Consider the following 24,437-nt stretch of genomic DNA (forward strand, 5'->3'; position numbering starts at 1 on the left):
AGCAGTCGTGCCGGAAGGTCATTCCGGCGTTCGAGCAGGCGGTGCAAGGACACGTGCCGAGGTGTATGTCGCCCTCTCCTTGATTGATCGTACGGATGTACGTACATTATGGATGAGGCTAGTCGCCGATTCCGGCAAACGCCACACTCGGGACGAATGAAGTTTCCTCGTCCATCCCGAGTCGGCGAGTGCCGGACGGCTGAGGAGGACGTGATGGTCGGCAACCGCTGCGGTGTCGCTGTGAGTCGTCGCGCCTCGCTGGATCGGCCGGTTCCCACGCCCCTGGGTGTCCGTTGGTATGCCGACCCAATCCACCTCCACCCAGTGAGATCGGGAGCGTGCGCCTCGCCGCACAGGACCTCTCGAAAATACCCCACGGGGTACCATGAACCTTGACACCGGTACGAACGCCGCCACGATCGACAAGGAGATTTGAATGCTTCTCGAACGCATCTACGACGAAGACCTCGCCCAAGCCGGATACTTCATCGGCTGCCAGGCCAAGGGGGTGGCAGTGGTGGTCGACGCCCGCCGCGACATCGGTGTGTACCTGGACCTAGCCGCTCGGCATGGCATGACCATCACCGCCGTGACCGAGACCCACATCCATGCCGACTACCTGTCCGGCACTCGCGAGCTTGCCAAGGCCACCGGCGCGACCACCTACGTCTCAGGAGAGGGCGGCGACGACTGGCAGTACGGCTTCGATGCCGAACGCCTCCACGATGGCGACACGCTGGCTCTGGGTAACATCACCGTGCAAGCCGTTCACACGCCAGGCCATACCCCGGAGCACCTCTCGTTCCTGGTGACCGACGGCGCCTTCGCCGATGCTCCGGGATACATGTTGACGGGCGACTTCGTCTTCGCCGGCGATCTCGGCCGACCGGACCTACTCGACGAAGCTGCCGACGGTGTCGACACCCGTTTCGAGGGTGCCAAACAGATCTTCCGCAGTCTGAAGCGATCGTTCGTCACGCAGCCGGACCATATCCAGGTCTTTCCGGGTCACGGTTCGGGTAGCGCCTGCGGAAAAGCTCTCGGCGCGCTCCCGTCGACCAGCGTCGGCTACGAACGCCGTTTCGCTTGGTGGGCCGGGTATGTCGAGCGCGACGACGAGCAGGGCTTCGTCGACGAGATGCTCGACGGTCAACCGGATGCACACGCCTACTTCGGCCGGATGAAGCGTCAGAACAAGCAGGGCCCGGTCGTTCTCGGGCCACTCTCTCCGCTGCACGAGTACGACTCCGCAGACTTGGCACGCGCTCTCGACTCCGACGAGGTCGTCCTCCTCGACACCCGCGGCCACGATGAGGTGCACGGCGGCGCTGTCCCCGGAGCGCTCAACATCCCCGGCATCGGCAAGGCAGCCTCGTTCGGTGCCTGGGTCTACGACCCCGAGCGAGAGGACACTCCACTGGTGGTGCTCGCCGAGGACCGCACTGTCGCCGACGAGCTCCGTGATCACCTGCTGCGGGTCGGCATCGATACGGTGACCGGGTACGTCACAAGTCTACGAGGCCTCCCCATGACGACGCCCGAGACGATCGGTGCGGACGAGCTGGATTCATTCGACTCGGCAATGGTGCTGGACGTGCGCAACAAAACCGAACACGCCGACGGCCACATACCTGGCTCCGAACAGCTCAGCGGCGGCCGATTGCTGTGGAACCTCGACGGACTGCCCACCGGCGGACCGATCGTGACCTATTGCCAGAGTGGCGTCCGTAACGCGGTCGCAGCCAGCGCTCTGCGCCGCGCCGGCTACCGAGTTGTCGAACTCGAGGGCAGTTACGCCGCCTGGGCCGAGCGCAAGCTCGAAACAGTCTGATCGAACACGCCCGAATCGGGGGCGGTCGTACTGTCCGCCGCCGGTTCGGTCCGGTGCTCGCCCTGTCGGCTCGTTGCCACCTGCGGTAGAGCAGACCCCTGGGCGACACTCCCGGTCCGGTACCGACTGGCCTGATCCGGGACCGACTGAGAAACGAAGGATGCCGCTCGCTACGCGGACGGATTCACCAGCTTCGGCGCGATCTCCAATGGGAGCTCGTGCGCTGTCTATTTGTGTGTCGACGACGCCGACGGATGGTCCGTCGGGGGACGGGGGAGCTGCGGTCACCGGAGATCCTCGGTCGACATCGCTGCGACGCGTAGAGAGCATTACTGCTGTCCGTACGGATGTACGTACATTTGTTGTACAGTGGCCCGGAGGGCAGCAGCAGGCGGCTCGAATTCGGATTCCGACACAGATCGACAGGAGGGCCTCTGATGGTTGAACCAGATCGCAGTGCCGCGCTCGACCGCTCGAGTGCGATGCCGCTGTGGGCGCAACTGCATGCCGATCTGGTCCGCCGAATCGGTGACGACGAATTCGCCGGCTCCGAGTTCCCGGGCGAGCATGCGTTGACGACGAGCTACGGGGTGAGCCGTCACACCACCCGCGAGGCCCTGCGGCACCTGCGGAACGAAGGAATCCTGATTGCAGAGCGTGGCCGGCCTTCTCGGTTGGCGGCTCCGCCGGTGATCGAGCAGCCACTCGGTGCGCTCTACAGTCTCTTCGCTGCTGTGGAAGCCACGGGTGTTGCTCAGCACAGCGTGGTGCGTGCACTCGAACTGCGGACCGACCCCGCGGTGGCCGCTACCTTGCAGGTCGGTCCCAAGGCTCCGCTGCTCTACCTGGAGCGCATCCGTATGGCAGGGACCATGCCGTTGGCGCTCGACTATGCCTGGTTGCCGGGGGATCTGGCACGCGACCTCCTGGATGCGGACTTCACTCACACGGCTCTGTACATCGAGCTCGAGAAACGCTGCGGCATCCGCCTCACCGGTGGCCGCGAAGACGTCACCGCCATCGTCCCGACCGCCGAGGACGCAGCACTGCTCGACATCGACGAGCAGACGGCCGCGCTGTCGATCCGCCGCTTGGGTTGCATGAATTCCCGGCCGGTGGAGTTGCGGCACACAGTGATTCGAGGAGATCGGTTCACCGTCTCGGCCACGTTCTCACCGAGCGACGGCTATCGCTTCGTGCCGGCCACGCCGCTGCACGCCCTGTAAGCACCCACGGATCCAAGGAGCGTTGTTCATGATTGAAGCACCACCGGAAGCCGATCCGGCCGCCGCACACGCACTGATCGCCGAATCGGGAGCCATCCTGATCGATGTCCGCGAGGACGACGAGTGGGCAGCCGGCCACGCCCCGGGCGCCGTCCATGTACGCCTCGGCGATCTCGATCCTGCTGCCTACCCTCCTGAGCAGAAATTGGTCGTGGTGTGTCGCTCGGGTGCTCGGTCGAGCACAGCTGTCGCGGCCCTCACCGATGCCGGTCGCGCAGCGCACAATCTGTCGGGCGGAATGAAAGCGTGGCACGAAGACGGCCGACCTGTGGTCCGTGATGACGGCACCCCCGGCACAGTGATCTGACATGGTCGCCACCCTCGCGATCGCAGTCGCCGCAGGGATTCTCATCGGGCTCTCCCTCGGCGCACTCGGTGGTGGGGGATCGATACTGACTGTTCCTGCCCTGGTGTATCTCCTGGCGGTCGAACCGCAATCGGCAACGAGTGCCTCGCTGATCATCGTCGGAATCACCTCGATCATCGCGGCCATCAGCCATGCGCGAGCACGGCACGTTCGGTGGCGGGCAGCGGCAGTGTTCGGAATCCTGGGCTCGGTCACCGCCTTCGGCGGATCGATCCTCAACCGATCGGTCGACCCGCAGATCTTGCTGCTCGCGTTCGCGGCACTGATGATCGTCGCCGCCGGTGCGATGCTGCGCCGCACCCGGCGCGGACACGATGCCGACCTGCCGACGCCGAACCCGGCCGAGACAGCGGGAACACGGCCGAGCGCCGTCGCGGTCGCCACGAAGCCCGCGAAAGTGAAGATCACCGCGTCGCAGGTAGTCAAGCTGGTCGCCTCCGCGCTCGTCGTCGGCTTCCTCACGGGTTTTCTGGGAGTGGGTGGCGGATTCCTCATCGTCCCTGCCCTGGTTCTGGCACTGGGCTATTCGATGCCCGTAGCGGTCGGAACGTCACTGGTAATCATCTCGATCACCAGCGCGGGGGCCTTCACCGAACGCCTCGGCACGGGTGCCGCCATCCCGTGGGAGATTGTCGTACCGTTCACCCTCGCGGCAATTGCAGGCTCGTTCGCAGGAAAAGCCATCAGCGACAAAGTCACTGCCACCACACTCACCCGTAGCTTCGCAGCCCTGTTACTCGTCGTGGCCGTCTACGTCACCGTCCAGGCCTCCATAGCCCTGTAACGCACATCGTTGTGCATCACAGCCTATTTCTGCGCACGCAAACGCGGCGCATCCCACACCTGGATCGAGGAAATCGTCGATGACCGCACTGATCCCCCGCCCTGAGGCGGCCAGGCCGTATCCGATGCGTCACGAGCCGAAGGGCTCGACGCTGTTCCAGCTGGTGACCACCACCGATCACAAGACGATCGGCAAGATGTATCTGGTCACCTCGTTCGGGCTCTTCCTCATCGGCGGGTTGATGGCGCTGCTCATGCGCACCGAACTCGCCGTACCGGGATTGCAGTTCCTGTCCAACGAGCAGTACAACCAGCTGTTCACCATGCACGGCACGATCATGCTGCTGCTCTACGCCGTCCCGGTCGCATACGGATTCGCCAATTACATTCTGCCGCTGCAGATCGGGGCACCCGACGTCGCGTTCCCGCGCCTCAACGCGTTCGCGTACTGGCTCTACGTGTTCGGATCGCTGATCGTGCTCGCCGGGTTCATTACCCCGGGAGGTGCCGCGGACTTCGGGTGGACTGCCTACACGCCGCTGACGAGCGCACTGCATTCCCCCGGCGTCGGCGCCGACCTGTGGGTACTGGGCCTGATCCTGTCCGGACTCGGCACCATTTTGGGTGCGGTCAACTTCATCACCACCGTGGTGTGCCTGCGCGCACCCGGCATGACGATGTTCCGGATGCCGGTCTTCACCTGGAACATGCTCGTGACCTCGGTGCTGGTACTGCTGGCGTTCCCGACCTTCGCGGCCGCGTTGGCCGGGCTGGCATTCGATCGACACTTCGGTGGTCACGTGTTCGACCCGGCGACCGGGGGAGCGGTGCTCTGGCAGCACCTGTTCTGGTTTTTCGGCCATCCCGAGGTCTACATCGTCGCGCTCCCGTTCTTCGGCATCGTCTCCGAAATCTTCCCGGTCTTCAGCCGCAAACCCATCTTCGGCTACAAGGGTCTGATCTTCGCCACCCTCGGCATCGCAGCGCTCTCGATCACGGTGTGGGCGCACCACATGTACGCCACCGGAGCTGTTCTGCTGCCGTTCTTTTCGTTCATGTCCTTCCTCATCGCCGTGCCGACCGGGGTGAAGTTGTTCAACTGGATCGGCACCATGTGGCGAGGACAGGTCACCCTGGAAACCCCAATGCTGTTCAGCATCGGATTTCTGATCACGTTCCTGTTCGGCGGACTGACCGGTGTGCTGCTGGCCAGCCCCCCGATCGATTTCCACGTCACCGACACCTACTTCGTGGTGGCGCACTTCCACTACGTGCTGTTCGGGACCATCGTCTTCGCCACCTACGCCGGGGTGTACTTCTGGTTTCCCAAGATCACCGGACGCATGCTCGACGAACGCCTCGGCAAGTGGCACTTCTGGACGACGTTCGTCGGCTTCCACATGACGTTCCTGGTCCAGCACTGGCTCGGCAACGAAGGGATGCCGCGCCGCTACGCCGACTACCTGCCCTCCGACGGATTCACCACCCTGAACCTGATCTCCTCGATCGGAGCGTTCATCCTCGGGCTGTCCACGCTGCCGTTCGTGTGGAACGTGTTCAAGTCCTACCGATACGGCGAGGTCGCCACCGTCGACGATCCCTGGGGCTACGGCAACTCTCTCGAATGGGCCACCACCTGCCCACCGCCCCGCCACAATTTCACCGAAATACCCCGGATCCGCTCCGAGCGGCCGGCGTTCGAGCTGCACTACCCTCACATGGTCGAACGCATGCGCACCGAAGCCCACGTCGGGCTGACGGGCCACACCGCCGACGTGCGGGCACCCTCCGAAATCATCGCCGACGGCGTCGAAGAGGGCACCGCCAGCGGGACCTCAGAGGAGCGACGGTGACGAGCACGCGGAGACTGCGCTCGACAGGTGCCGCTGTCCTGGTACCGGGGCGAGTGTCGTACGCGATCGCGGTCGCCATGGGGTTCTACGTGCTCGCGCTGATCCTGGTGTTCACCTTCCTCGTCCCTCGACTCTCACCCGGGTCAGCGACCGCTGTCACCGCTGCCGTGGTGGCCGGCTTCGCGGTGCTGCTGATGACGGCGATGATGTTCGCAGCCCGCACACCGCTGCATCCCGCAGCGGTGTCTCCGGTCCGCGACACGGCGGCGGAGCGAGAGGACGACATCGTCGAAGGGTGGGCGGTGGTCCTGAGCATCGACATCGATTCACGACGGGTGGAACTGGAAGTGACGGTGCCCGGGTCCGGAACGTACCGGTGCGATGTGCAAGCAGAACGGTCGACCGTCCGCGCACTGGTGACCGGTGCCACCATTTCGGTCTGGGTCGATCCTCATCCTCGTCGGTCGTTGACCTTGGTCGGGGTCGGTCCGAGCATCGGCGACGATACCTCCGGGAACGGGCATTGCTGATAAGCAACCTCGCCCGCACCCCGCGGCGGCGAAAGCCACTCCGGGGTCGCAGACGTCGATCGCAACTACCCTCGACTGCCCTCCGGACGGCTGGCTGCGCCGGTGGCCGACGTGAGTGCGCCTGCGCGACATCGATTTTCCCGCGACGGAGCCCCCGCTTGCCGGCGATGGCGAGTGTGGTCGTGGTGTTGCACCTGATCGGGTGGGGGCTGTTCGTTCACTACGATGCGGACCTGCGCATGCACGGTCTGGCCGGTCGACGCCGCGACGGGCGAGACCACGAAGAAAGACGACTCGGGTCGCAGCCCTGGCAGGACCAGGGCTGCGGACCGCGATCTACTTCTTGGAGAACATGCGGGAGAACAATCCCGGTGACTTCGGATCGGAGTCGTGCCCCTTGCAGCGATTGGACGCCGGAACGCCCCGCATCACCTGATCGACGTGTTGACCACATCCCGCCCAGGTCGTTTTTCCGCATTTCTTGCACGTGACAGCCCTGCACATGAGTCTCTCCCTCGGTCGACAATTCACTTCCGAATATACCCTATGGGGTATCCGATTCCGCGTGTCGGGGATAATCGTTCATCGGGGCGGGCGGGGTTCTCCCAAGTGGGCGACGTCGTAGACGAACTGTTCGGGTACCGCGCTGGTCCACGGCCGCAGGCCGAGGGCGGTCTTGATACCGATCAGGGCCTGTGCGATGGGTGGGCACCGGCGACACTGCCGCAGGTGCGTATCGATGCGGGCCGAGGCGTCGACATCGAGACGCCCGTCCAGGTAGTCCGATGCCGCCGCGAGTGTGCTCCGGCATGCCTGGGAGTCGTTTCGCGGGTGTGCGGGACCGTTGTCGAGGGCGTGTAGCAGCTTCACCCGTGCGCGGTGGATGCGCTTGAACACTGCTGCGGTGGTGAGCGCACCGACCGCACCGATCTGTGTCGCCGTCCAGCCCTCGCCGTCGTGCAGTGCCAGGACCATTCGATCCTCGACGGTCAACGTCGCCAGCGCAGCTCGCACCGTGGACCGATCGCTCAGCGCCTGCGCCACCGTCTCGGGGTGCTCGAGGTCGCTGATCGGTACATCGATCTCGCCCGTGCCCGAGCGTGATCCGATACAGCCACGTCGAGAGCGCCGATTCGGATCGAAACGTCCTCCGGTTGCGCCACGCGCGTTCGAGGACGTCCTGCACCAGATCGTCGGTATCGGCCGGTGATCGTGTCATCGCGGCTGCGAAGCGACGAAGAGTCGCGCCATGGTCGATCAGAGCGCGCGCGAAGCGCTCGTCGTATGGCCGCACTGTCGCGGTCGGGGCTGGGCTGTTCGCGTGAGGAGCCGCCGATTCGTCCACATCGGCGTTCTCGCCCGTCCAACAGAGAAAGTCCCTCTACAGAACTGGAATCATCATGTCGTTCGGCGAATTCTGCGCAGTATTGCCGGGCGCGCACTGCGCATCGTCGTGGGAATCGCTCTGATCGTGGTCGCCCTCGTACTCGGCGGTGTCGGGGGCATCGTGGTGGGAGTGATCGGCGGCGTCTTCGTGCTGACCGGGGTGATCAACGTGTGTCTGCTCGGCCCGCTGTTCTCCGTCGATCTTCGAGGTCGGCCCAAGACGTCCTGAACGGGGCGCGCGGGCGGGCAGCTCAGAAATGGGGGATCACCTTGAACGCGGTGTACCCGTCGCTGCTCTGGGCCAATGCGACACCGTTCGAGGTCACTGCTGTCGGTGCGGCACTCGGTGATGTGCCGGTGACGCGGCCGGAGGTCGCATCGATGGCAGTCACCCCCGAGTCCGACGCGCCGTAGACGACGCCGCCGACCAGAGCGAAGCGGTCGGCACCGGGAAATTGATCGGCGGTGAAACCTCGGGTGCCGTACCGCTCGAACAGGACAGCGATGCCGTCGCCGGTGAGGTCTGCGGTGGTGATCATCGTCGCCCCGCTACTGCTGTCGGCGGTCACCACCATCGGACTGCGGCTACCGCTGATCCATCGGATCTCGGCATCGGAGAGTCGATAGACCGCCTGGATCGGTTCGGGACGGGTCGGGATCGTCCATGCCACGACCACTGCATTGCCGGCGGTAGCGACGAATCGTGCGGTCCCGGGAACCGCTGCGGGGGGCGGGGTCAGGGTGTCGGTGGACCAGGCGGTGTTGCCGGTATCGGCGGTCACGATGCGCGCTGTGTCGCCGTCGACGGTGACCGCGTATCCACCGGATTCGGAGATCGCACCCGTCAGGTCGGTGCGGTGTCCGTCGGTTGCCGAGATGGCGGCCACGGCCGCCGGCATTGCTGTCTGCGAGCAGTCGGCGTCGATCAGCAGTCCGGACCCGGTCAGGCAGCCTGCAGCGGAGACCGGACCCCACACGAGGGCGCCGGTGCGGGTATCGCGGGCGGTCATCGTGGCCGGTGAATCCGAACCGGAATCATCGATGTCCTCGGTGATCAACAGCTCACGGTTGTGTGTGCTGGTCACCGCGAACTCGTCGCGATCGGCGGGTACGTCCACGCCGAATCGTGGTGTGCCGGTGTCGTCGAGCACCTGCACCCGGCGCGAACCGGATGCGTCCGAGGAGTCGACGACTCCGACGAACCCGTCCTCGACGATGTGAGGCTGCGACAGGAACGGGATGGACCACAGTGCCGTGTCTCCGAAGCCCGGCGGCGGCGCGGCCGGCGACGACGGGTGCGCCGCCGGATCAGTGCCCGTGGCGTCTCGAGCAGGTGAGGAACTGCACCCCGACGCCAGCGCGACGGTGCACAGTGCAACGGTCCCGATCACCGCCCCCGCTCTGCCGATACGGTGCGCACCCATCTATGTGGTGGTGCTGTCTCCGCCGAGTGCCATGATCGCGCTCTGCAGCAGTGCAGTGGCCCGGTCGGCGACTTCGGCCAGGCCCGCTGCATCCGAGAGCCCCACCATCACTTGGGGGTTCATCGCTTCGACGATGGTGCTGCTGCCGTCGGCTCGCACCACCACGTTGCACGGCAGCAGCAACCCCACCTGCCGATCGGTGTCGATCGCAGCCTTCGCCAGCTGGGGATTGCATGCTCCGAGGATGACGTAGCGTTCGATGTCGGCGTCGATCTTGCTCTTCAACGTCGACTGCATGTCGATCTCGGTGAGCACTCCGAACCCTTGTTCGGCGAGTGCCTCACGGGTTGCGTCGACAGTTTCTTCGAACGGCATGTCCACGCGGGTGCCGATGGCCAGTTCGGTCATAGTTCGTTCGGTTCCTTTCGATCGGTTCGGGTGTCGGTCACTCGATGGTCGGTGCGCGGGTGAGCAGGCGTCGCCCGGTCATGCTGCGCAGGACGCGGAGGTGCAGTCGCGTTTGCGCCATCGGACGATCACCGCTGCCGTCAGCATTGCCAGGGACACCCCGGCGAGGATGGGTTGTATCGGTGCCCACAACCCCAGGGCACCCGAGGTGCCGAGCGCGAGAAGTACCAGCTTGTTGCACACCGGACACCCGACGGCGAAGAAGGTCAGTACGACACCGAGAGCGGCGGGTGTGCCGGTCCGCTCGACCCGCGCGGGTTTGTCGATCCCGAACCACAGTGCGGTCAACAGGGCAGTGGCCAGCAGAACCGGAAGCTCCCACGCCCGCACCGGCACCTCACGGCCGAAGACGGGCGTGTCGATGATGTCGGTGGGAATGCCCACTACCAACACCGTGACGGCACCGGCGACGGTGCCGCGTGCCGCCCGCATCCCCCAACGCCCGTACCGAGCGGACTGGGCGATCACCTCGTCATCGGAACGGCCTGCGGTTTCGACGTCGAGGCGGTCGGACGTGGCGGGCTCGGTCATCAGCGAGGATCTCCTACGGGTTGTAGTTGTGTGAGTAGGGTGACACTGTGAGGCTATACCCAGATGGGTATCGCTGCCAGTATTGCCGACTGCCGAAAGGTATTGCATGACTTCGACATCTCGCTCCACTCGCCGACGAGACATCGTGCTCCTGGCCATCGCCGTGGTGGTGGCGGCCGTGCTCGTGGGAGCTCTCGTGCTCGGAACGACAGGTGACGGCGAGCAGTCGGAGGCCGCACCGGACGCCGGGTCGAGCAGCGCGAGCGGCCCGCCGGTGATGGGACCGCTCGGCGATCTGGCGCACCGCGAGCCCGATGATCCGATGGCCCTCGGCGACGTCGACGCCCCGGTGGTGATGATCGCCTTCTCGGACTTTCGGTGTCCGTTCTGCGCCCAGTTCAGCCGGGAAACCGAGCCGCAACTGATCGATCGATACGTCGATACCGGCACCCTGCGCATCGAATGGCGAGATCTACCCATTTTCGGGCAACAATCATTCGATGCTGCCCGGGCCGGACGCGCCGCCGCCGCCCAGGGCAAGTTCTGGGAGTTCACCCGCGCCGTCTACGCCGATGCACCCGAGACCGGTCACGCGGACCTGACACTGGAGACGCTGCAAAGCTACGCGCAACAGGCCGGGGTACCGGATTTGGCTCGGTTCACCGCCGACGCCACCGGCACCGCATTCGATGCCGCGATCACCGCCGACTCCACCGAAGCGCAGTCGCTGGGTATCCCGGCCACTCCGGCGTTCTCGGTCAACGGTGATCCGGTTCTGGGCGCGCAACCGTTCTCGGAATTCGTCGATCTGATCGACACCGCAGCCGGCGCGTAGGGCGGCCCACGATGTCGCAGATCGGACTTCTCGGAGCATTTCTCGGCGGGCTCCTGGCACTTCTCAGTCCATGCTCGGCCCTGCTGCTCCCTTCCTTCTTCGCGTACGCCTTCGACGGGGCCGGCAAGCTCGCCGGCCGCACCGGGATCTTCTACCTCGGGCTGGCAGCGGTTTTGGTGCCCCTCGGTGCCGGAGTCGGTGCCATCGGCTCGGCGATCACCCGGTATCGCGAGGTCACCACGATGATCGGCGGCGTGGTCATCATCGCCCTCGGAGTGATGATCATCGTCGGTCGCGGCTTCGCGCTGGGGTCCGCTCAGAGAGCAGCCGCGCGCATCGATGTCTCCTCCACCGGATCGGTGTTTGCCCTCGGCGCGGTCTACGGGCTCGCAGGGTTCTGCTCGGGACCCCTGCTCGGCGCGGTCCTGACCGTTGCCGTCGCCGGCGGTCAGGCCGTATACGGTGGAGTGCTCATGGCACTCTACGCAGCGGGGATGGTGATACCCCTGTTCGTGCTGGCGCTGGTCTGGGACCGATTCTCGCTCGGATCACGAACGTGGCTGCGCGGCAGGGAAATCAGCATAGGACCGCTGAAAACGCACACGACGTCTCTGATATCGGGGGTGCTTTTCATCGGTATCGGAGTGCTGTTCCTGCTCACGGAGGGCACAGCGAACCTCGGCGGCGTCATGGGGGTCGACAGTCAGTACTCGCTGCAGGTCTGGATCAGCGACGTGGCCGACGCGGTCCCGAACACCGCAGTGCTCCTGATCGCAGTGCTGGTGATCATCGCAGTCCTGACGGTGCGCATCGTCCGTGGTCGAGACCGCGACACCGCAGCCGAGTCCTCCGAGCACGGTGAACGCGAGGACCGAACTCTCTGAGACGGTGTGCCTACGACACTGGAGCGGGGATGTGATGTCAGGTGTAGAGCTGTGACCACCCATCTCGCTGACGTCGAGCGAGATGGAGCACTGCAGCGGGAACCACTTCGACACCCATCAGCAGATCGTCGTCACCGAGCACTCTGCCCTCCAGACTGTTGCGGCATGCTTTCACCGTGATGGAGGCCGAATCGATCAACGCCCGCATCTCCAGGGAAATATCCGAACACCGCAAGGCCGCATCGAGGCCCGGTCCAAAGCACACGACTTCGATCGTCACCGGCTCGGTCGCAGCATCGAGAAGGTTGTGGATCGCCCGCACCACCACGGTGGGTGTGGTGTTCACGGCGAACACCACACGCAGGGGAGTCGGATGATCGGTCACGTGAAAGTTCCGTTCTTCAGATCACGGTGAGCTGCGGTGCCCCACGGCTGTGCATGGAGAAGAACATCGATGGCCCGACCTTCGCCGAAGGGGCGGACCAGGTGTCCCAGTTCGCGGACCTGCAATCCGCTCGCGGCGCGGGCGAGGTCGTCGATGGCGGGCAGGATCGACGGATCGGGTGGGCCCCCGATACCGTGAGTGAAGTTCTCGAGCGCATGGCCGAGATACAGCAACCGTCCGCTCGGTGCGAGCCAACTCGCTGCACCGGCAATGACGGCAACCAACTCGTCGACCGGTAGATGCAGGAAGCCTATGGCCACCAGCTCCACCGGTTCGGATGGTTCCCAGGCCCGCACGTCGGCGACGGTGTAGTCGATCGACCGATCCTCCCCGCCACTGCGTGCGAGTTCGATTGCCACAGAAGAAAAATCGACAGCGTGCACCGTCCACCCCGCGTCGGCCAACCATCGAGCGTGGCGCCCGTCCCCGCACCCCAAATCGACCGCCCGGCCAGGGGTCAGCTCCGCAAACCGCGCGGACAGGGCAGCCGCCGGGGCCGAACCCCACGGATGCTCGACACAGCGGTAACGGTCATCCCAGTCCGATGAATCCAAGCTTCGACGCCTTCCGGTACGTGCCACCGCGCGGTCGGAAAGACTGACCTGTCGGTGCAGATTGTGGTTCCGCCTGTCTACTGTACCCCCGGGGGTACAGTAGATGAGCGACATACGCTGTTGGAGACGAACCGGAGGAGGTTGACAGCATGACCACCACTGCGGTCGACCACGTTCCTGCGAGCGCACCCGAGACATTGAGCAGGCTTCTCGTTACCGTCCGCGATCCCGACACGCGCCAGTACGTACCGATCGGGTTTCTGCACCGAACGCTCGATTGCTACGGATTTTCCTACTTGGAGTCGGCCCTCGCACGTGACGACTTCCGTCCATTACCCGGGCTGACGCACGCCACCAAAGTTCCAATGCGCGCTGCGGACCTGTTTCCAGTGTTCGCCGAACGGGTCGTGTCCTCGCGTCGGCCGGACCGGTACGCGTCCATGGACGCGCTCGGTCTGCCGATGTCGGCCGCGCCTTTCGAGGTGCTTGCTCGCTCGCATGGGCAGCGGGTCGGTGACACGATCGAGTTGCTTCCCGCCCCAATAGCGGGCCCCGGCGAGTTGGTGTCCTTTCCTTTCTTGACGCACGGGGTTCGCCACCTGGCACCGGAGGAACAGGAGCGCATTGCGTCGTTGTCGCCCGGCGACGACCTCCGACTGGTCCGAGACAGCGACAACCCCGTCAATCCGCACGCGTTCCTCGTCACCGACGACGGAGAAGTCCGCTTGGGGTGGGTGCCCGATCCGTTGATCGCCGTCTTCGAATCGTTGACCGATAGGCGTCTGACGGTGGTGCGCGCGAACGGTCCCGAGATCGGGTTCCACTTTCGGCTGCTGGTCAACATTTCTGGGCGCACACATGCGGATCGACGTCTATTCGACGGTGCGGAGTGGGACACCCGTCGGGGCTGAGAGCCGTCCATCGTGCCCGTCGTGCGAATTGCGATTCACACTTCCTTTGCGACTTTTTCGCGCCGGACGCGAGTGAGTTCACATGAACGCGCGTGTAGATATGAAGGCACCGAGCAGCTGAAAGAAGGCCTTCCTTTGGGGGCCTAAACGGTGGATCTCGGTGTCACGAGCGTGTCACATGTCGGCACCTACAAGGGTGGATTCGGTTGGGACCACCTGGACGGTCGACACATGTCAGAGGCTCTGTGGTGGTTCCAAGCGGACGTATCTGGTTGTCTCGCAACATACTTGTAAGCGAGCGGTCAACGGTTCAATCCCGTTAGGAGGCTCCACTGCTCCGATCCCGCTGCTGGGGTCGGAGTTTGTTGTCTTGGCGGGCCGGTGTGGAGGGTTCGCTCGCACGTACGCCCCTCGTGGTAATTCACGGTGCCTGCAGGCGGTGCGGATTCCGACGAGGGGCGTGGATGGCTAGCTACGCCCGCCGTTACGTCAGGACGTACGCGTGGCTGCCAGTCGCCGCTGAGCGATGGCGACCACAGCCACGACCGCAACTCCGACGACGAACAGTCCCAGGGCAGCGGGCCATTCGTTGCCGACGGCCAGCAGTTCTCTGTTCTCGCCTTGCCAGGGCCACAGTGCACGCAACGACCCCAACAGCAGGCCGGCAGCGGCGACCATCGCCAGATCGTGGTAGTTCGCCAGCAACCACTCGAGCACCCGAACGAAGCTGACCAACCCCACCAGAGCGCCCAGTGCGAAGACGGCCAGATACGTCAGGTTCCGCTCGTCCACGGCCGTGAGCGTCGGCGCATACAGGCCGATGACAAGCAGAAAGAACGACCCCGATACGCCTGGCAGGACGAGCGCACATATTGCGATCGTCGCGGCGAAGAACACCAGAATCAACGATGGATTCGACGGCTGGACCCCGGGTAGCGACGTGAGAACGACGACCCCGACAGCGAGAACGACGAACAGAGCCACGGCAGACAGTCGGGACCGGGTGGTGGGGAAAGCGCCACGACTGACCTCCATGAAGGGGATCGCCACCGACATCGCGATCATGCCCATGAACAGCGCCTTGGAGTAGACGGGCTGATCCGTGACGAAAGCCGCCATGATCCCCGCCACCGAGAACACCATCAACAGCATGCCGACGCCGACCGTGACGAGCAGCCACCAATCGACCTGACGGACTTCGGCGCGCACGTCGGACCGTGTCACCACGGCCTTGGGGATGTCCGTCAGATGCTTCGCCGACGCGATGGCCCTGGTGTAGATGCCGGTGACCAGGGCGACCGTGCCGCCGGAGACCCCGGGAACCGTTTCCGCCAGACCGATCAGACCGCCGCGAACGACGTTGGCCGCCAATTCCGTCGCCGGCGGCCGCCCTCTGACAACTTCATCGAGTCCGGGTCGATCCTGCTCCTTGTCACCATGGCCGGAGGGCGTCTGCCGGTTCGTCGTCATGTCCGAATCGTCCCAAACGCTTCGACGCCACGTGACACCGGCTCGACAAGCGCGGGTACGACCCACTGCAAGCGAGCGGTCACCGGATCGATCCCGTGAGGAGGCTCCGCGCTCCGATCCTGTTGTTGCGCTCGCGGCACCCTTCGCAGCAGATCAGCTCCTCACTTTCGTAAACCCGACGCCGATCGGAGTCGGGTATCCGAAACGGAGGAGCTGATACGAGGCGGCCGAGCCCGCAGCGGTCAATTGTTCGATCCCGTGAGGAGGCTCTACAGAGCTGTCATGTCCATGCCATTCGTGATCGGTTGTCCCAATAACCTTCCGGGTCTTCCGCAAGTTTCAGATCGCTCGCTGTGATCAGTTCGCGGTCGATCGACAGCGCGGCAATGTTCTGCTCGAGTTGCGTCACAGTTGCCGCGCCGGAGAGCACGACATCGGCCCACGGTTGCGCGAGTGCAATCGCCAGTGTGACTGCGTCACGACCGACCCCGGCGGAATCCGCGACCCTGGCTAGTGGGGAATCTTCTGCCACCAGCCGGCCGTTGGCCATCGCCTCTTTGACGACGACGAACCAACCGGCCTCGTGTGCACGTTCCAGGGCGGGGCCGACGGACGGCTCGAGCGGGTTCCACGTCGACTGCACCGAGCTGAACACTCCGATGTCCAGCGCTGCCTGCACCACGTCGGCTTGATGCGGCCCGCTGGTGCTGATGCCGATTCGGGTGCCGCTGTCGGCAATGGCGCGCAGATCGTCGAGCAGTGCAGTGTCGCTCAGAGCTGGACTGTCCGGGGTGACGCTGTGAATCAGGTAGTGGTTCGGCGCGCTGCCGAGTTCGCGCAGGGTCTGCGGCCACTGTTCGGAGAACCGGGCAACCGAGTGTTCCTTGACCTCGTGCACTTCGGCTCCCTGCTGAAAATCGGCGACGTAGGCGTATCCCCACTTCGAGCCGATCACCAGGTCCTGACGCCGATTCGGATGCCGAGACAGCCAGCTGCCGAGGAACCGCTCGGCCAGGCCGTAGGACCGAGCGGCGTCGAAGTGTCGAACTCCGCTCTCCCACGCGGCGTCGAGTACCGAGTGGCACAGCTGCTCCAGGGCAACCGGATCGAACCGCCCGTCCACAGCTTTCGAGTGCCCGATCGTCAGGTACTCGGGACGTCCGAGTGCGGCAAGGCCGAGGCCGAGTTGCGTCATGTCGTCAGTACTTTCGTTGTGTCCGTGCCGGAAACAGCCACCATATCCGTGATCGGACAACGTGCACGTGGTCGATGCCAGATGTTGCGAGACGGCTGTATGCCGCTGAGACTGGAAGTCCAGGCCCAATCGGGTGTGCGCTTGTAGGACGACCACGAGGGAGAGAGCTGTTGACCGACTTTGCAGGTAAACCGTTGATCGGCGAGATTCGATTGGCACGTGTGCGTGCCGGATTGAGTTGGGCCGCTTTGGCAGAAGCCATCGACATGCCGGTGGCCTGGACGGTGTCGGCACTCTACGGCCAGCATCCTCTCAGCGTCGCTCATGCCGATGTGCTCGCCGAGAAGCTCGGGATGGCCGAGGGCTCGTTGTTCGAGCTGACCCTGGCTCCTTATCGCGGATCACTCGACATCTCTTCGGACCCCACGGTCTACCGATTCCACGAGGCGCTGGAGGTGTACGGACCCGCGCTCAAAGAACTGATCGCCGAGGAATTCGGCGACGGCATCATGAGTGCCATCAATTTCACGATGAACATCGAGCGACGCCCGCACGAGGACGGAGATCGCGTCGTGGTGACGTTCGACGGGAAGTTCCTCGACTATCGATGGACCGACTAGGCCGAAAATCTATGGCCAGGTGGCCGATTCGGAAGGCGGGCCGGCCAATGCGCGTCGCATCCAGCCGTACACCCGCTCGTCGTTGAGCAACGTGAAGTGATGCGCGCTGTTGATCGCCAGACCGTCGTCCGGACGAAGTCCTATGTCGCGCAGTTTGTTCCGGCCGCCGGCGCTGTCGGTGCGGACCAGGCCGTCGCCGACGAAGATCCCGACCGGGTGTCGAGGGTTTCCGGTGACGACCGCGGAGGCGTGATGATGCCGAACCCCTTCCGGAACCGAGATGTCCGCGGCTGCTCCGCCATCGAATCCGTCGGCGTAGCTGGGATGTCCCTCTGCCTCGGTGATCGATCCGTGAACCAGGTCGCGGATTCCGGCGCTGCGACGCGCCAGGAGGTTCGCGAACGGCCGGGTCTCGGGCGCGAGGGCCAGAGCTGCGACGGCGAGATGTACGCCGTGTGCGAGTGGCGCACCCAGATGTGGTGTCCCGAGGGTGAATACGTCCGTCAACAGGTCCACCCACCGGCGACCGTTCTCGGCGGCGTGATGAGCGGCGCTGCGTGAGACCAAACCGCCCATGGAGTGCCCGACCAACGTGATCCGGTGAACCCTGACGGGCCAGGCCGTCACGAGCTTTTCCAGTAGGTCCGACAGGTCGGCACCGTTCGTTCCGATTCGGCGTCCGGTGTTGTAGCGCAGGAAGATCGAGGTGGTTCCGGCTTCGGAGTCCAGGCGCTCCCCGTACGTGGGACGCCCACCGAGCCGCCATGCGGATTCGGTCTCGACGAGCCCGTGCAGGAACAGCACCAGGTGCGCTCCCGCCTCGGGGAACGCCGCAGCCAGAGCGCGGTACTTCGGGAGCACCGGGCGTCCGTCGACGCGTATCGACATCGGATAGGCGAGGACCCGGGCGGTCTGCTCCATGTCGTCGCCGATCAGGCCGTGCAGCACAGCGATGGTCTGGGCCCCGAGGACAGTGTGCGACGGCGACGGGCGGTGGTCGTCCTCCGTCGCTTCGTTGCCGTCGGTCAAGGCGCCGACAGCCTTGGCTGCGCCGCGGCACGCGGCCACGATGCTCGAGTAGGTGCCCGCGGCGATCGCGTCGTGCATCAGCTGTGTCGGTAGAACCGCGGGACCGACGCCGAGTCGCACGGCAGCGAAGGTTCGTCGCGCGATGGCCGAGTGAACTGCGCGAACGCCACCCGCGGCCGACGCCAGTTCTCGAAGGGCGAGCTCGCCGAGTTCGCCCAACTCCTGTGTGCGCTGAGTTTTCGTCCCCACCGCTTCCAGTGTACGTATGTCCACTGAACCCGTCGGATCAGTCTCGGCGGCCCACTACTGGGTTGAGTTCGGAGGCCGCGAGGCCACCGGGCTCCACGCCGGGTAAGAATTCGCGCCAGGTGCCGCTGATCAGCGTCGGCGACTCCACAACCCGAGCCCCGTCGGCGAAGTAGGTGGTGGCCAAAGCTCGGCGTGGCTGTGTCGTCCGGTTCGGCCCCGCAGTGTGGAAGCACAGCGCGGAATGGAAGGACACGTCGCCGACCGCGAACGGCTCGGACTCCACCGCAACACCGCGGTCGACGAAGCGATGAGTGACAGCCTCGTCGTACGACGTGCCGACCTTGTCGAACTCCAGGTCCGCAACCTCGTTCAGTACATCTCGGCCACGTGCGAACGACAGCGGACCCATGCGGCCGGGGATCGCCGACATCGGCATCCACGCGGTGACCGCCTGCGTGGTCTGCAGCGGGAAATGCTCCGCGTCGTGGTGCCACGGTGTGCGGCCGCAGCCGGGCTCCTTGGACAGCGCGTTGTCGTGGTAGAGCCGCACGGCCGGTTCGCCCAAAAGCGCCGTGGCCAGACCGCCGATCCGGGGCGACAGCGCCACCGCGCGCATCAGGTCGTCATGGAGCCACATCTGTTCGAGCGCAGTGAAGCGGCCGGAAACGTCATCTCCGTGCTCGGCGCGTAGCAGCTCTTCGAGGCGCTCGGCGAGGCGTCGTACGACGGCAGGCGAGAACACGCCTGGCAGTCGCACGAAGGCATCGTGAGCAAAGATCTCGACCGCGGCCGGGTCGAGCTCGTAGGGCTCGGCAAGCTCACGCTCGACTTGCTCGTCCGCGGCTGCGTCGACGTCGGGTAAGCCCGGCCCGGCGACCAATTCGATGGGTGCGGTGTCGTTGGCGGCCAGCGTGACGTACCAGTCCCACCAGTCCTGATCACTGCCGGCCCAGTCCTGATCGATGCCGCCGTCGCGGTTCTGCTCGGGAAGCCGTTCGTTGGTCGACGGGTTCACAGCCACAGCAGCGCCGCCTCGTGGGAGAAGGTGTACGAACCTGACTTGTCGCGGCAGGAAGCGAGGTAGTCGCCCAGCACCGGTGCCGCCTCCATTTCGTCGAGCGACACGGAGTCGTCGAAGGCGCAGCGCTGCAGAAAGCCTTCGGCGACAGCGCGATCCGATGTTCCGGTGGTGTACGTGACGCGCTGGTCGCGCACGTCCGCGCCGGCTCGAATCAGTGCGTCGCGCACCTGCTCGGCCGTCGTGTACGGCGTTGCTTCGCGCACGCCGGCGCGAAAGGCGTCGTAGAACGCAAGGTAGTGGGAGGACGCCGTGGCTTGCGCGACCAGACCGAGGCCACCGGGGGTCAGGGCAGCCACGAACCGCTCGGCTGCGCTGTCCAACTCGGCCGGCGGGAGGGCGTACAGCGCGTGGGTGGCCCACACGATGTCGTACCCGCTCCGATCGGCGGGTAGGTCCTGCAGGGTCATCACCAAGTCCTCCCGAGGCACGAACGGAGCAACGAGCGCACCACGCGCCTCGGCCACCGAGAACGCAGACGGGTCGAGCAGGTCGTAGGCCAGCTCGGGCACCGCCGACAGATCGGTGTAACGGCGCAGTGCGGTGGGGAACTTGCCGCTGCCGCAGGCCACGTCGAGCAACGACCAGCCCTCGTGCGCGTGCTCGGCGAGCAGGGCAGGCCAATCGGCTGCCAGTGCCAGTTGGTGATAATCCTCGGTGGCCAGGGCGTAGAAGGCCTCCATGCCCCTGCGTCCGGCCTCGCTCCAGTGCTCGAGACTGCGATCGGCTGTGTCTCCGCTGCTCACGCGATTCCTCCTAGGAAGCCGACCTCGATGCACCGGATGGGGCGTCGTGGTTGACTCGGTCCAATGTCCAACATAGCTCCGACTTCGTCGACCGACACCGCAGCCGTGCTTCTCGACGGGTTGCGGGAGGCGCGGCTCGGCGCGGCGGCCCTCGCCGGTCTCGAGCCTGGCGCCTACGCTCGCGGGCACGCCGCCTTCGAGCTCCTCTCCGACCAGCGCGGCCTGATCGCCGAACACCTCGCCGGGCGGCTGGCCAGGGTGGGGGATGGACCGATCTCGGTACTGTCGGTGGGCTGCGGTGACGGTTCGCTGGACGTCCGCCTCGCCGCGGGGCTGATACAGCAGGTGCCCGGCCGACCGGTGCGGTACGTCGGCATCGACCCCTGGCCCGGAAGCGCAACGTTGTTCGCCGCCAAGATGGCCGCTCTGACGGCCGACGAGCTCGACGCCGATGCATACGTCTCGTCGTTCGACGACGTCCCGGTGGACGAAACTTTCGACGTCGTGATGTTCGTGCACTCGATGTACTACGTCGCCGACGTGGGGGCAACCCTGCGCGGCGCGCTCGACCTGCTGCGACCCGGCGGCGAGTTGTGGGTGGCCGTGGCACCGTCGGCCGCGCTCAACGCTCTGGTCGGTGTGCTCGCCCCGCCGCTCGAGGGCCACCGGCAGTGGTTCAGCGCCGACGTCGACAAAGCGTTCGTGGACAACGGGATTGCCCTCGACGACACGGTCACCCTGGACGCGATGGTCGACCTCTCCACCGCGACCGACGAGGTGCTGGACTTCGCGGTGCAGGCCCGGCTGACGCCCGAGTTGCATGGGCCTGTACGTGCCTACCTCGACGCGGTCTCGGTGCCCGGTGCCGATGGCAGGCCTCGGGTGCCCCACCCGGTCGACGTGTTCGCCGCGACCCGTCGTTGAGAGATCGTCGCCGCGAATCAGCTCCCCGGATTCGGATATCCGACGCCGGATCGGAGGCATATATCCGGAACTGAGGAGCCGATCCTGGGGGACGGGCAGGCGCGCTCACGCGCTCGGGAAGCCCCCGGCCCGTCCGAGTAGGGCGGGCACGTCTTTGCCCAGTGCGCTGCCGAGCCACGACGCGGCATCGACTAGGACCTGTTGGCGCACACCGGTATCGACTCCCGATCGATCGAGTGCGTAGATCAGGTCCTCGGACGCTATGTTGCCCGTTGCCGCGGGGGCGAACGGGCAACCCCCGAAGCCGCCGATGCTGGCATCCAGCGCTCGCGCGCCCGTCTCGAGAGCAGTCAACGCATTGGCGTAGCCCGTGTTCCGCGTGTTGTGGAAGTGCCAGCGCTGTGGGATGCCCGGTGCTCGTGTACTCGCAATGTCGGCCAACACGCGGACCTGTGCCGGCACGCCGACGCCGATGGTGTCCGCCAAGGCGATTTCCGACGGTCGGTCGTCGGAGAACTGCGCGAGAATCTCGCCCACGTAACGAGGATCGACTTCTCCGCTGAACGGACAACCGAACGCCGCCGCGATGGTGACGGTGGTGGCCAAGCCCGCGGATCCAGCGTCTCGAATGACATCGCGCGCAGTCGACACTGCTTCTGCGACAGAGCAGTTCTGATTTCGCCGGCTGAACTCCTCGGATGCGACGACCACCACGTTGACCTCGTCCACGCGTGCGTCGATCGCTCTGTCGAGTCCGCGGCGATTCAGCACGAGGCCGATGTAGGACACGTCGTCGCGTCGTTCGATCCCGGCCATCACCTCCTCGGCCCCGGCCATCTGTGGCACCCGGCGAGGGTTCACGAAGCTGACCGCTTCGATTCGCCTCGCTCCCGCTGCAACGCTTCGGGCGATCAACTCGATCTTCTGATCCACCGACAATGCAGTCTTCTCGTTCTGCAATCCATCACGCGGGCCCACCTCGACAAGTTGCACAGACGTCATCCCCCGATCCTTCTCCCCGCTCTCGTTGTATGCAACACCTGTGTTTCTTTCGGGAAAATTTGCGATTCTCGTGGACAGGAGGTGGGGATGGTCCTAAGTTGTGAACAACCAGCCCATCTTCGATCGGAGGCCTTCAGTGGCCAGAGCCGTGGATCGCGTGTATTCCCACCTCCGGGACGGGATCATTGCGGGCACGTACGCGCCCGGTGCCAGGCTGGGTGAGGTCGATATCGCCGAGCTGACCGAGACCAGTCGGACGCCCGTTCGTGAGGCCCTGCGGCAGCTGGAGATGGAAGGGCTCGTCGAGGTGGTTCCGCATCGCGGAGCCCGTGTGTACACCTGGACGGCAGACGATCTCGAGGAGATCTACGACCTCCGTATGACGCTGGAGGCCATGGCTGCCGCTCGCGCTGCTCGTCGTATCGAGGAGAAGGACCTCGACCGGCTGAGCGAACTCTGCGATCTCATGGAATCGTCGGCGGCCGGAGACGCCGGCCAGAGACTCGACCTGATGGCGCAGTTGAACGACGAGTTCCATGCCATCGTGCGTACCGCCGCCGCCAGCACGCGCCTGCTGACGATGTTGAGCGCGGTCATCCAACTCCCCCTCGTGATGCGCACCTTTCACCGCTACTCGCCGGCCGACCTCTCCCGCAGCCACGCACACCATCGAGATCTGGTGGCCGCGTTGAGAAGCGGAGACGAGATCTGGGCCGACTCGGTCATGCGGGCGCACGTCCGCGCTGCGAAACACGTTCTACTGCAATCTCTCACGCCCGACGAAGTCAAGGAGTCCGAATGAGCGAGGCCGCCACAGGGCCGTTGTCAGACCTACGAGTAGTCGAGATGGGTCAGTTGTTGGCAGGACCGTTCTGCGGACAGCTCCTCGCAGATTTCGGAGCCGAGGTGATCAAGCTGGAGCCGCCGGGCAAGGGTGACCCGATGCGGCAATGGGGTCGGGAAAAACCCCACGGCAAGTCGCTGTGGTGGCCGGTGGTGGCGCGGAACAAGAAGTCGGTGACATGCAACCTTCGCACCGAAGAAGGACAAGCGTTGGCGCGCAACATCATCGGTAAGTCGGACATCGTCGTCGAGAACTTTCGCCCCGGCACTCTCGAGCGATGGGGGCTCGGGTACGAGGATCTGCACACACTGGACCCACGCCTGATCATGGCCAGAGTTACCGGATACGGCCAGGACGGGCCCTACTCTCCCCGTGCCGGGTTCGGCTCGATCGGTGAGGCGATGGGCGGAATCAGATACGTGACGGGAAATCCGGATCTGCCACCCTCTCGGGCCGGAATCTCGCTCGGCGACTCCCTGGCCGCAGTGTTCGCGACGATCGGCGTCCTCACGGCCGTGCACCACCGGGAGCGAACGGGGCGTGGGCAACTGGTGGATTCGGCGATCTACGAGGCCGTGCTCGCGATGATGGAATCATTGCTCCCGGAATACGAGATCGGCGGCTATCAGCGCGAACGTACCGGGTCGGTGCTGCCGAACATCGCGCCGAGCAACGTCTACCCCACGAAGGGTGGCGAGATGATTCTGGTTGCTGCGAACCAGGATTCGGTATACGCCCGTTTGGTCACCGCAATGGGGCGGGCCGATCTCGTCTCCGATCCCCGGTACGTCGACCACGCGTCACGCGGGGTGAACATGGAAGAACTCGACGACCTCATCTCGGCATGGACCGCAGATCTGGGAACCGACGAGGTCCTCGACATCCTGCACGAGGCCGGTGTGCCCGCCGGCCGCATCTACACCGCTCGCGACATGTTCGACGATCCGCATTTCGCGGCCCGCGACGCCATCGTGCGCCTGGCCCATCCCGATTTCGGCGAAATCCCGATGGCAGGGGTCGTGCCCAAGCTCAGCGACAGCCCCGGAGCCGTCCGGCATGCAGGGCCTGAACTGGGAGAACACAACTCGGACATCTACGGATCGCTTCTCGGTCTCACCGAGGCCGAACGGGCTGCGCTCGTCGACCGCGGCATCATCTGAGCTCGACCGCATCGTCCCCACTCACCGCACCG

At 65.2% G+C, this 24,437-nt stretch carries 26 protein-coding genes and 1 pseudogene; 14 read left to right on the plus strand and 13 right to left on the minus strand.

Annotated elements, in window-relative coordinates; translation table 11 throughout:
• The first annotated feature begins 436 nt into the window (after positions 1–436).
• The 6 genes from R3P95_RS08850 (at position 437) to R3P95_RS08875 (ending at position 6,650) form a co-directional block, all read left to right on the plus strand.
• Positions 437–1,831: an MBL fold metallo-hydrolase gene (locus R3P95_RS08850; protein ID WP_317548079.1), complete on the plus strand. Its 1,395-nt coding sequence runs from the start codon at positions 437–439 to the stop codon at positions 1,829–1,831.
• 437 nt (positions 1,832–2,268) lie between these two features.
• A complete protein-coding gene (locus R3P95_RS08855; RefSeq protein ID WP_317548080.1) occupies positions 2,269–3,057 on the plus strand; it encodes a GntR family transcriptional regulator in 789 nt (262 codons plus the stop codon).
• 28 nt (positions 3,058–3,085) lie between these two features.
• Positions 3,086–3,424, plus strand: coding sequence for a rhodanese-like domain-containing protein (locus tag R3P95_RS08860; RefSeq protein WP_121870969.1), 339 nt, complete (start codon positions 3,086–3,088; stop codon positions 3,422–3,424).
• 1 nt (position 3,425) lies between these two features.
• Positions 3,426–4,268 (plus strand): sulfite exporter TauE/SafE family protein, encoded by an 843-nt coding sequence (locus tag R3P95_RS08865; RefSeq protein WP_317548081.1) that lies wholly within the window; start codon positions 3,426–3,428, stop codon positions 4,266–4,268.
• A 79-nt stretch (positions 4,269–4,347) separates the two neighbouring features.
• Complete coding sequence (gene ctaD / locus R3P95_RS08870; RefSeq protein ID WP_317548082.1) at positions 4,348–6,120, plus strand: aa3-type cytochrome oxidase subunit I; 1,773 nt, start codon at positions 4,348–4,350, stop codon at positions 6,118–6,120.
• A complete protein-coding gene (locus R3P95_RS08875; protein ID WP_121870967.1) occupies positions 6,117–6,650 on the plus strand; it encodes a hypothetical protein in 534 nt (177 codons plus the stop codon). Before ctaD ends, R3P95_RS08875 begins: the two co-directional genes overlap by 4 nt.
• A 582-nt stretch (positions 6,651–7,232) precedes the next feature.
• Here R3P95_RS08875 and R3P95_RS08880 read toward each other — a convergent pair.
• Together R3P95_RS08880 and R3P95_RS08885 are read right to left on the minus strand one after the other, a co-directional pair.
• Positions 7,233–7,694, minus strand: coding sequence for a sigma factor-like helix-turn-helix DNA-binding protein (locus R3P95_RS08880; RefSeq protein WP_317548083.1), 462 nt, complete (start codon positions 7,692–7,694; stop codon positions 7,233–7,235).
• Positions 7,695–7,773: 79 nt separating this feature from the next.
• A pseudogene (locus R3P95_RS08885) lies at positions 7,774–7,869 on the minus strand (sigma factor); the annotation flags it as partial.
• A gap of 30 nt (positions 7,870–7,899) precedes the next feature.
• On the opposite strand from R3P95_RS08885, the gene R3P95_RS08890 reads away from it, so the two are divergent.
• The gene (locus R3P95_RS08890) at positions 7,900–8,265 is read left to right on the plus strand and encodes a YgaP-like transmembrane domain (protein ID WP_317548084.1); all 366 of its coding nucleotides are present in this window, start codon (positions 7,900–7,902) and stop codon (positions 8,263–8,265) included.
• A 22-nt stretch (positions 8,266–8,287) separates the two neighbouring features.
• Here R3P95_RS08890 and R3P95_RS08895 read toward each other — a convergent pair whose 3' ends face one another.
• The 3 genes from R3P95_RS08895 to R3P95_RS08905 all read right to left on the minus strand — a co-directional run bounded on the left by R3P95_RS08895 (position 8,288) and on the right by R3P95_RS08905 (position 10,459).
• On the minus strand, positions 8,288–9,460 hold the full coding sequence (locus tag R3P95_RS08895) for a PQQ-binding-like beta-propeller repeat protein (RefSeq protein WP_317548085.1): 1,173 nt from the start codon (positions 9,458–9,460) through the stop codon (positions 8,288–8,290).
• The gene (locus tag R3P95_RS08900) at positions 9,461–9,868 is read right to left on the minus strand and encodes a DUF302 domain-containing protein (protein WP_058253875.1); all 408 of its coding nucleotides are present in this window, start codon (positions 9,866–9,868) and stop codon (positions 9,461–9,463) included.
• Positions 9,869–9,946: 78 nt separating this feature from the next.
• Entirely contained in the window at positions 9,947–10,459 is a 513-nt protein-coding gene (locus R3P95_RS08905; RefSeq protein WP_317548086.1) for a hypothetical protein, read from the minus strand.
• A gap of 106 nt (positions 10,460–10,565) precedes the next feature.
• On the opposite strand from R3P95_RS08905, the gene R3P95_RS08910 reads away from it, so the two are divergent.
• Together R3P95_RS08910 and R3P95_RS08915 are read left to right on the plus strand one after the other, a co-directional pair.
• Positions 10,566–11,294: a DsbA family protein gene (locus R3P95_RS08910; protein ID WP_121870964.1), complete on the plus strand. Its 729-nt coding sequence runs from the start codon at positions 10,566–10,568 to the stop codon at positions 11,292–11,294.
• Between the two features lie 11 nt (positions 11,295–11,305).
• Positions 11,306–12,178 (plus strand): cytochrome c biogenesis CcdA family protein, encoded by an 873-nt coding sequence (locus tag R3P95_RS08915; RefSeq protein ID WP_121870963.1) that lies wholly within the window; start codon positions 11,306–11,308, stop codon positions 12,176–12,178.
• Between the two features lie 37 nt (positions 12,179–12,215).
• Here R3P95_RS08915 and R3P95_RS08920 read toward each other — a convergent pair whose 3' ends face one another.
• Both R3P95_RS08920 and R3P95_RS08925 read right to left on the minus strand, forming a co-directional pair.
• On the minus strand, positions 12,216–12,563 hold the full coding sequence (locus tag R3P95_RS08920; RefSeq protein WP_121870962.1) for a DsrE family protein: 348 nt from the start codon (positions 12,561–12,563) through the stop codon (positions 12,216–12,218).
• On the minus strand, positions 12,560–13,375 hold the full coding sequence (locus R3P95_RS08925; protein ID WP_317548088.1) for a class I SAM-dependent methyltransferase: 816 nt from the start codon (positions 13,373–13,375) through the stop codon (positions 12,560–12,562). The genes R3P95_RS08920 and R3P95_RS08925 overlap by 4 nt, the downstream gene beginning before the upstream one ends.
• On the opposite strand from R3P95_RS08925, the gene R3P95_RS08930 reads away from it, so the two are divergent.
• Positions 13,327–14,088 carry a hypothetical protein gene (locus R3P95_RS08930; RefSeq protein WP_317548089.1) on the plus strand — a complete coding sequence of 254 codons (762 nt, stop codon included), beginning with the start codon at positions 13,327–13,329 and terminating at the stop codon, positions 14,086–14,088. The genes R3P95_RS08925 and R3P95_RS08930 overlap by 49 nt on opposite strands.
• A 489-nt stretch (positions 14,089–14,577) precedes the next feature.
• Here the strand turns inward: R3P95_RS08930 and R3P95_RS08935 are convergent, their stop codons facing one another.
• Positions 14,578–15,558: a DUF368 domain-containing protein gene (locus tag R3P95_RS08935; protein WP_317548090.1), complete on the minus strand. Its 981-nt coding sequence runs from the start codon at positions 15,556–15,558 to the stop codon at positions 14,578–14,580.
• A 280-nt stretch (positions 15,559–15,838) separates the two neighbouring features.
• Entirely contained in the window at positions 15,839–16,753 is a 915-nt protein-coding gene (locus R3P95_RS08940) for an aldo/keto reductase (protein WP_317548091.1), read from the minus strand.
• Positions 16,754–16,923: 170 nt separating this feature from the next.
• On the opposite strand from R3P95_RS08940, the gene cynS reads away from it, so the two are divergent.
• Complete coding sequence (gene cynS / locus R3P95_RS08945; RefSeq protein WP_317548093.1) at positions 16,924–17,373, plus strand: cyanase; 450 nt, start codon at positions 16,924–16,926, stop codon at positions 17,371–17,373.
• A 9-nt stretch (positions 17,374–17,382) separates the two neighbouring features.
• Here the strand turns inward: cynS and R3P95_RS08950 are convergent, their stop codons facing one another.
• The 3 genes from R3P95_RS08950 to R3P95_RS08960 are packed head-to-tail and all read right to left on the minus strand — an operon-like array spanning position 17,383 to position 20,475.
• Positions 17,383–18,651 (minus strand): esterase/lipase family protein, encoded by a 1,269-nt coding sequence (locus R3P95_RS08950; protein WP_317548094.1) that lies wholly within the window; start codon positions 18,649–18,651, stop codon positions 17,383–17,385.
• A gap of 37 nt (positions 18,652–18,688) precedes the next feature.
• Positions 18,689–19,672 (minus strand): phytanoyl-CoA dioxygenase family protein, encoded by a 984-nt coding sequence (locus R3P95_RS08955; protein WP_317548095.1) that lies wholly within the window; start codon positions 19,670–19,672, stop codon positions 18,689–18,691.
• Positions 19,663–20,475, minus strand: coding sequence for a class I SAM-dependent methyltransferase (locus tag R3P95_RS08960; RefSeq protein ID WP_317548096.1), 813 nt, complete (start codon positions 20,473–20,475; stop codon positions 19,663–19,665). The genes R3P95_RS08955 and R3P95_RS08960 overlap by 10 nt, the downstream gene beginning before the upstream one ends.
• A 63-nt stretch (positions 20,476–20,538) precedes the next feature.
• On the opposite strand from R3P95_RS08960, the gene R3P95_RS08965 reads away from it, so the two are divergent.
• On the plus strand, positions 20,539–21,399 hold the full coding sequence (locus tag R3P95_RS08965; RefSeq protein WP_317548097.1) for a class I SAM-dependent methyltransferase: 861 nt from the start codon (positions 20,539–20,541) through the stop codon (positions 21,397–21,399).
• 105 nt (positions 21,400–21,504) lie between these two features.
• Here R3P95_RS08965 and R3P95_RS08970 read toward each other — a convergent pair whose 3' ends face one another.
• Entirely contained in the window at positions 21,505–22,401 is an 897-nt protein-coding gene (locus tag R3P95_RS08970) for a hydroxymethylglutaryl-CoA lyase (RefSeq protein ID WP_317548098.1), read from the minus strand.
• Between the two features lie 136 nt (positions 22,402–22,537).
• Here R3P95_RS08970 and R3P95_RS08975 point away from each other — a divergent pair, with 136 nt between their 5' ends.
• Both R3P95_RS08975 and R3P95_RS08980 read left to right on the plus strand, forming a co-directional pair.
• Entirely contained in the window at positions 22,538–23,203 is a 666-nt protein-coding gene (locus R3P95_RS08975; protein ID WP_269596281.1) for a GntR family transcriptional regulator, read from the plus strand.
• Positions 23,200–24,405 (plus strand): CaiB/BaiF CoA transferase family protein, encoded by a 1,206-nt coding sequence (locus R3P95_RS08980; RefSeq protein ID WP_317548099.1) that lies wholly within the window; start codon positions 23,200–23,202, stop codon positions 24,403–24,405. Before R3P95_RS08975 ends, R3P95_RS08980 begins: the two co-directional genes overlap by 4 nt.
• The last annotated feature ends 32 nt before the right edge of the window (positions 24,406–24,437 follow it).

It is taken from the genome of Rhodococcus cercidiphylli (assembly GCF_033042225.1).
GTDB lineage: Bacteria > Actinomycetota > Actinomycetes > Mycobacteriales > Mycobacteriaceae > Rhodococcoides.

Bases quoted from the DNA above. Each gene is read 5' to 3' on its own strand.
- R3P95_RS08970 (WP_317548098.1), bottom strand. From the start codon at position 22,401: ATGACGTCTGTGCAACTTGTCGAGGTGGGCCCGCGTGATGGATTGCAG.
- R3P95_RS08940 (WP_317548091.1), bottom strand. From the start codon at position 16,753: ATGACGCAACTCGGCCTCGGCCTTGCCGCACTCGGACGTCCCGAGTAC.
- R3P95_RS08965 (WP_317548097.1), top strand. From the start codon at position 20,539: ATGTCCAACATAGCTCCGACTTCGTCGACCGACACCGCAGCCGTGCTT.
- R3P95_RS08855 (WP_317548080.1), top strand. From the start codon at position 2,269: ATGGTTGAACCAGATCGCAGTGCCGCGCTCGACCGCTCGAGTGCGATG.
- R3P95_RS08865 (WP_317548081.1), top strand. From the start codon at position 3,426: ATGGTCGCCACCCTCGCGATCGCAGTCGCCGCAGGGATTCTCATCGGG.
- R3P95_RS08900 (WP_058253875.1), bottom strand. From the start codon at position 9,868: ATGACCGAACTGGCCATCGGCACCCGCGTGGACATGCCGTTCGAAGAA.
- R3P95_RS08925 (WP_317548088.1), bottom strand. From the start codon at position 13,375: ATGTCTCGGGTGCGCTCGCAGGAACGTGGTCGACCGCAGTGGTGGTCA.
- R3P95_RS08980 (WP_317548099.1), top strand. From the start codon at position 23,200: ATGAGCGAGGCCGCCACAGGGCCGTTGTCAGACCTACGAGTAGTCGAG.
- R3P95_RS08910 (WP_121870964.1), top strand. From the start codon at position 10,566: ATGACTTCGACATCTCGCTCCACTCGCCGACGAGACATCGTGCTCCTG.
- ctaD (WP_317548082.1), top strand. From the start codon at position 4,348: ATGACCGCACTGATCCCCCGCCCTGAGGCGGCCAGGCCGTATCCGATG.
- R3P95_RS08915 (WP_121870963.1), top strand. From the start codon at position 11,306: ATGTCGCAGATCGGACTTCTCGGAGCATTTCTCGGCGGGCTCCTGGCA.
- R3P95_RS08905 (WP_317548086.1), bottom strand. From the start codon at position 10,459: ATGACCGAGCCCGCCACGTCCGACCGCCTCGACGTCGAAACCGCAGGC.
- R3P95_RS08895 (WP_317548085.1), bottom strand. From the start codon at position 9,460: ATGGGTGCGCACCGTATCGGCAGAGCGGGGGCGGTGATCGGGACCGTT.
- R3P95_RS08935 (WP_317548090.1), bottom strand. From the start codon at position 15,558: ATGACGACGAACCGGCAGACGCCCTCCGGCCATGGTGACAAGGAGCAG.
- R3P95_RS08860 (WP_121870969.1), top strand. From the start codon at position 3,086: ATGATTGAAGCACCACCGGAAGCCGATCCGGCCGCCGCACACGCACTG.
- R3P95_RS08930 (WP_317548089.1), top strand. From the start codon at position 13,327: ATGACCACCACTGCGGTCGACCACGTTCCTGCGAGCGCACCCGAGACA.
- R3P95_RS08850 (WP_317548079.1), top strand. From the start codon at position 437: ATGCTTCTCGAACGCATCTACGACGAAGACCTCGCCCAAGCCGGATAC.
- R3P95_RS08890 (WP_317548084.1), top strand. From the start codon at position 7,900: ATGGTCGATCAGAGCGCGCGCGAAGCGCTCGTCGTATGGCCGCACTGT.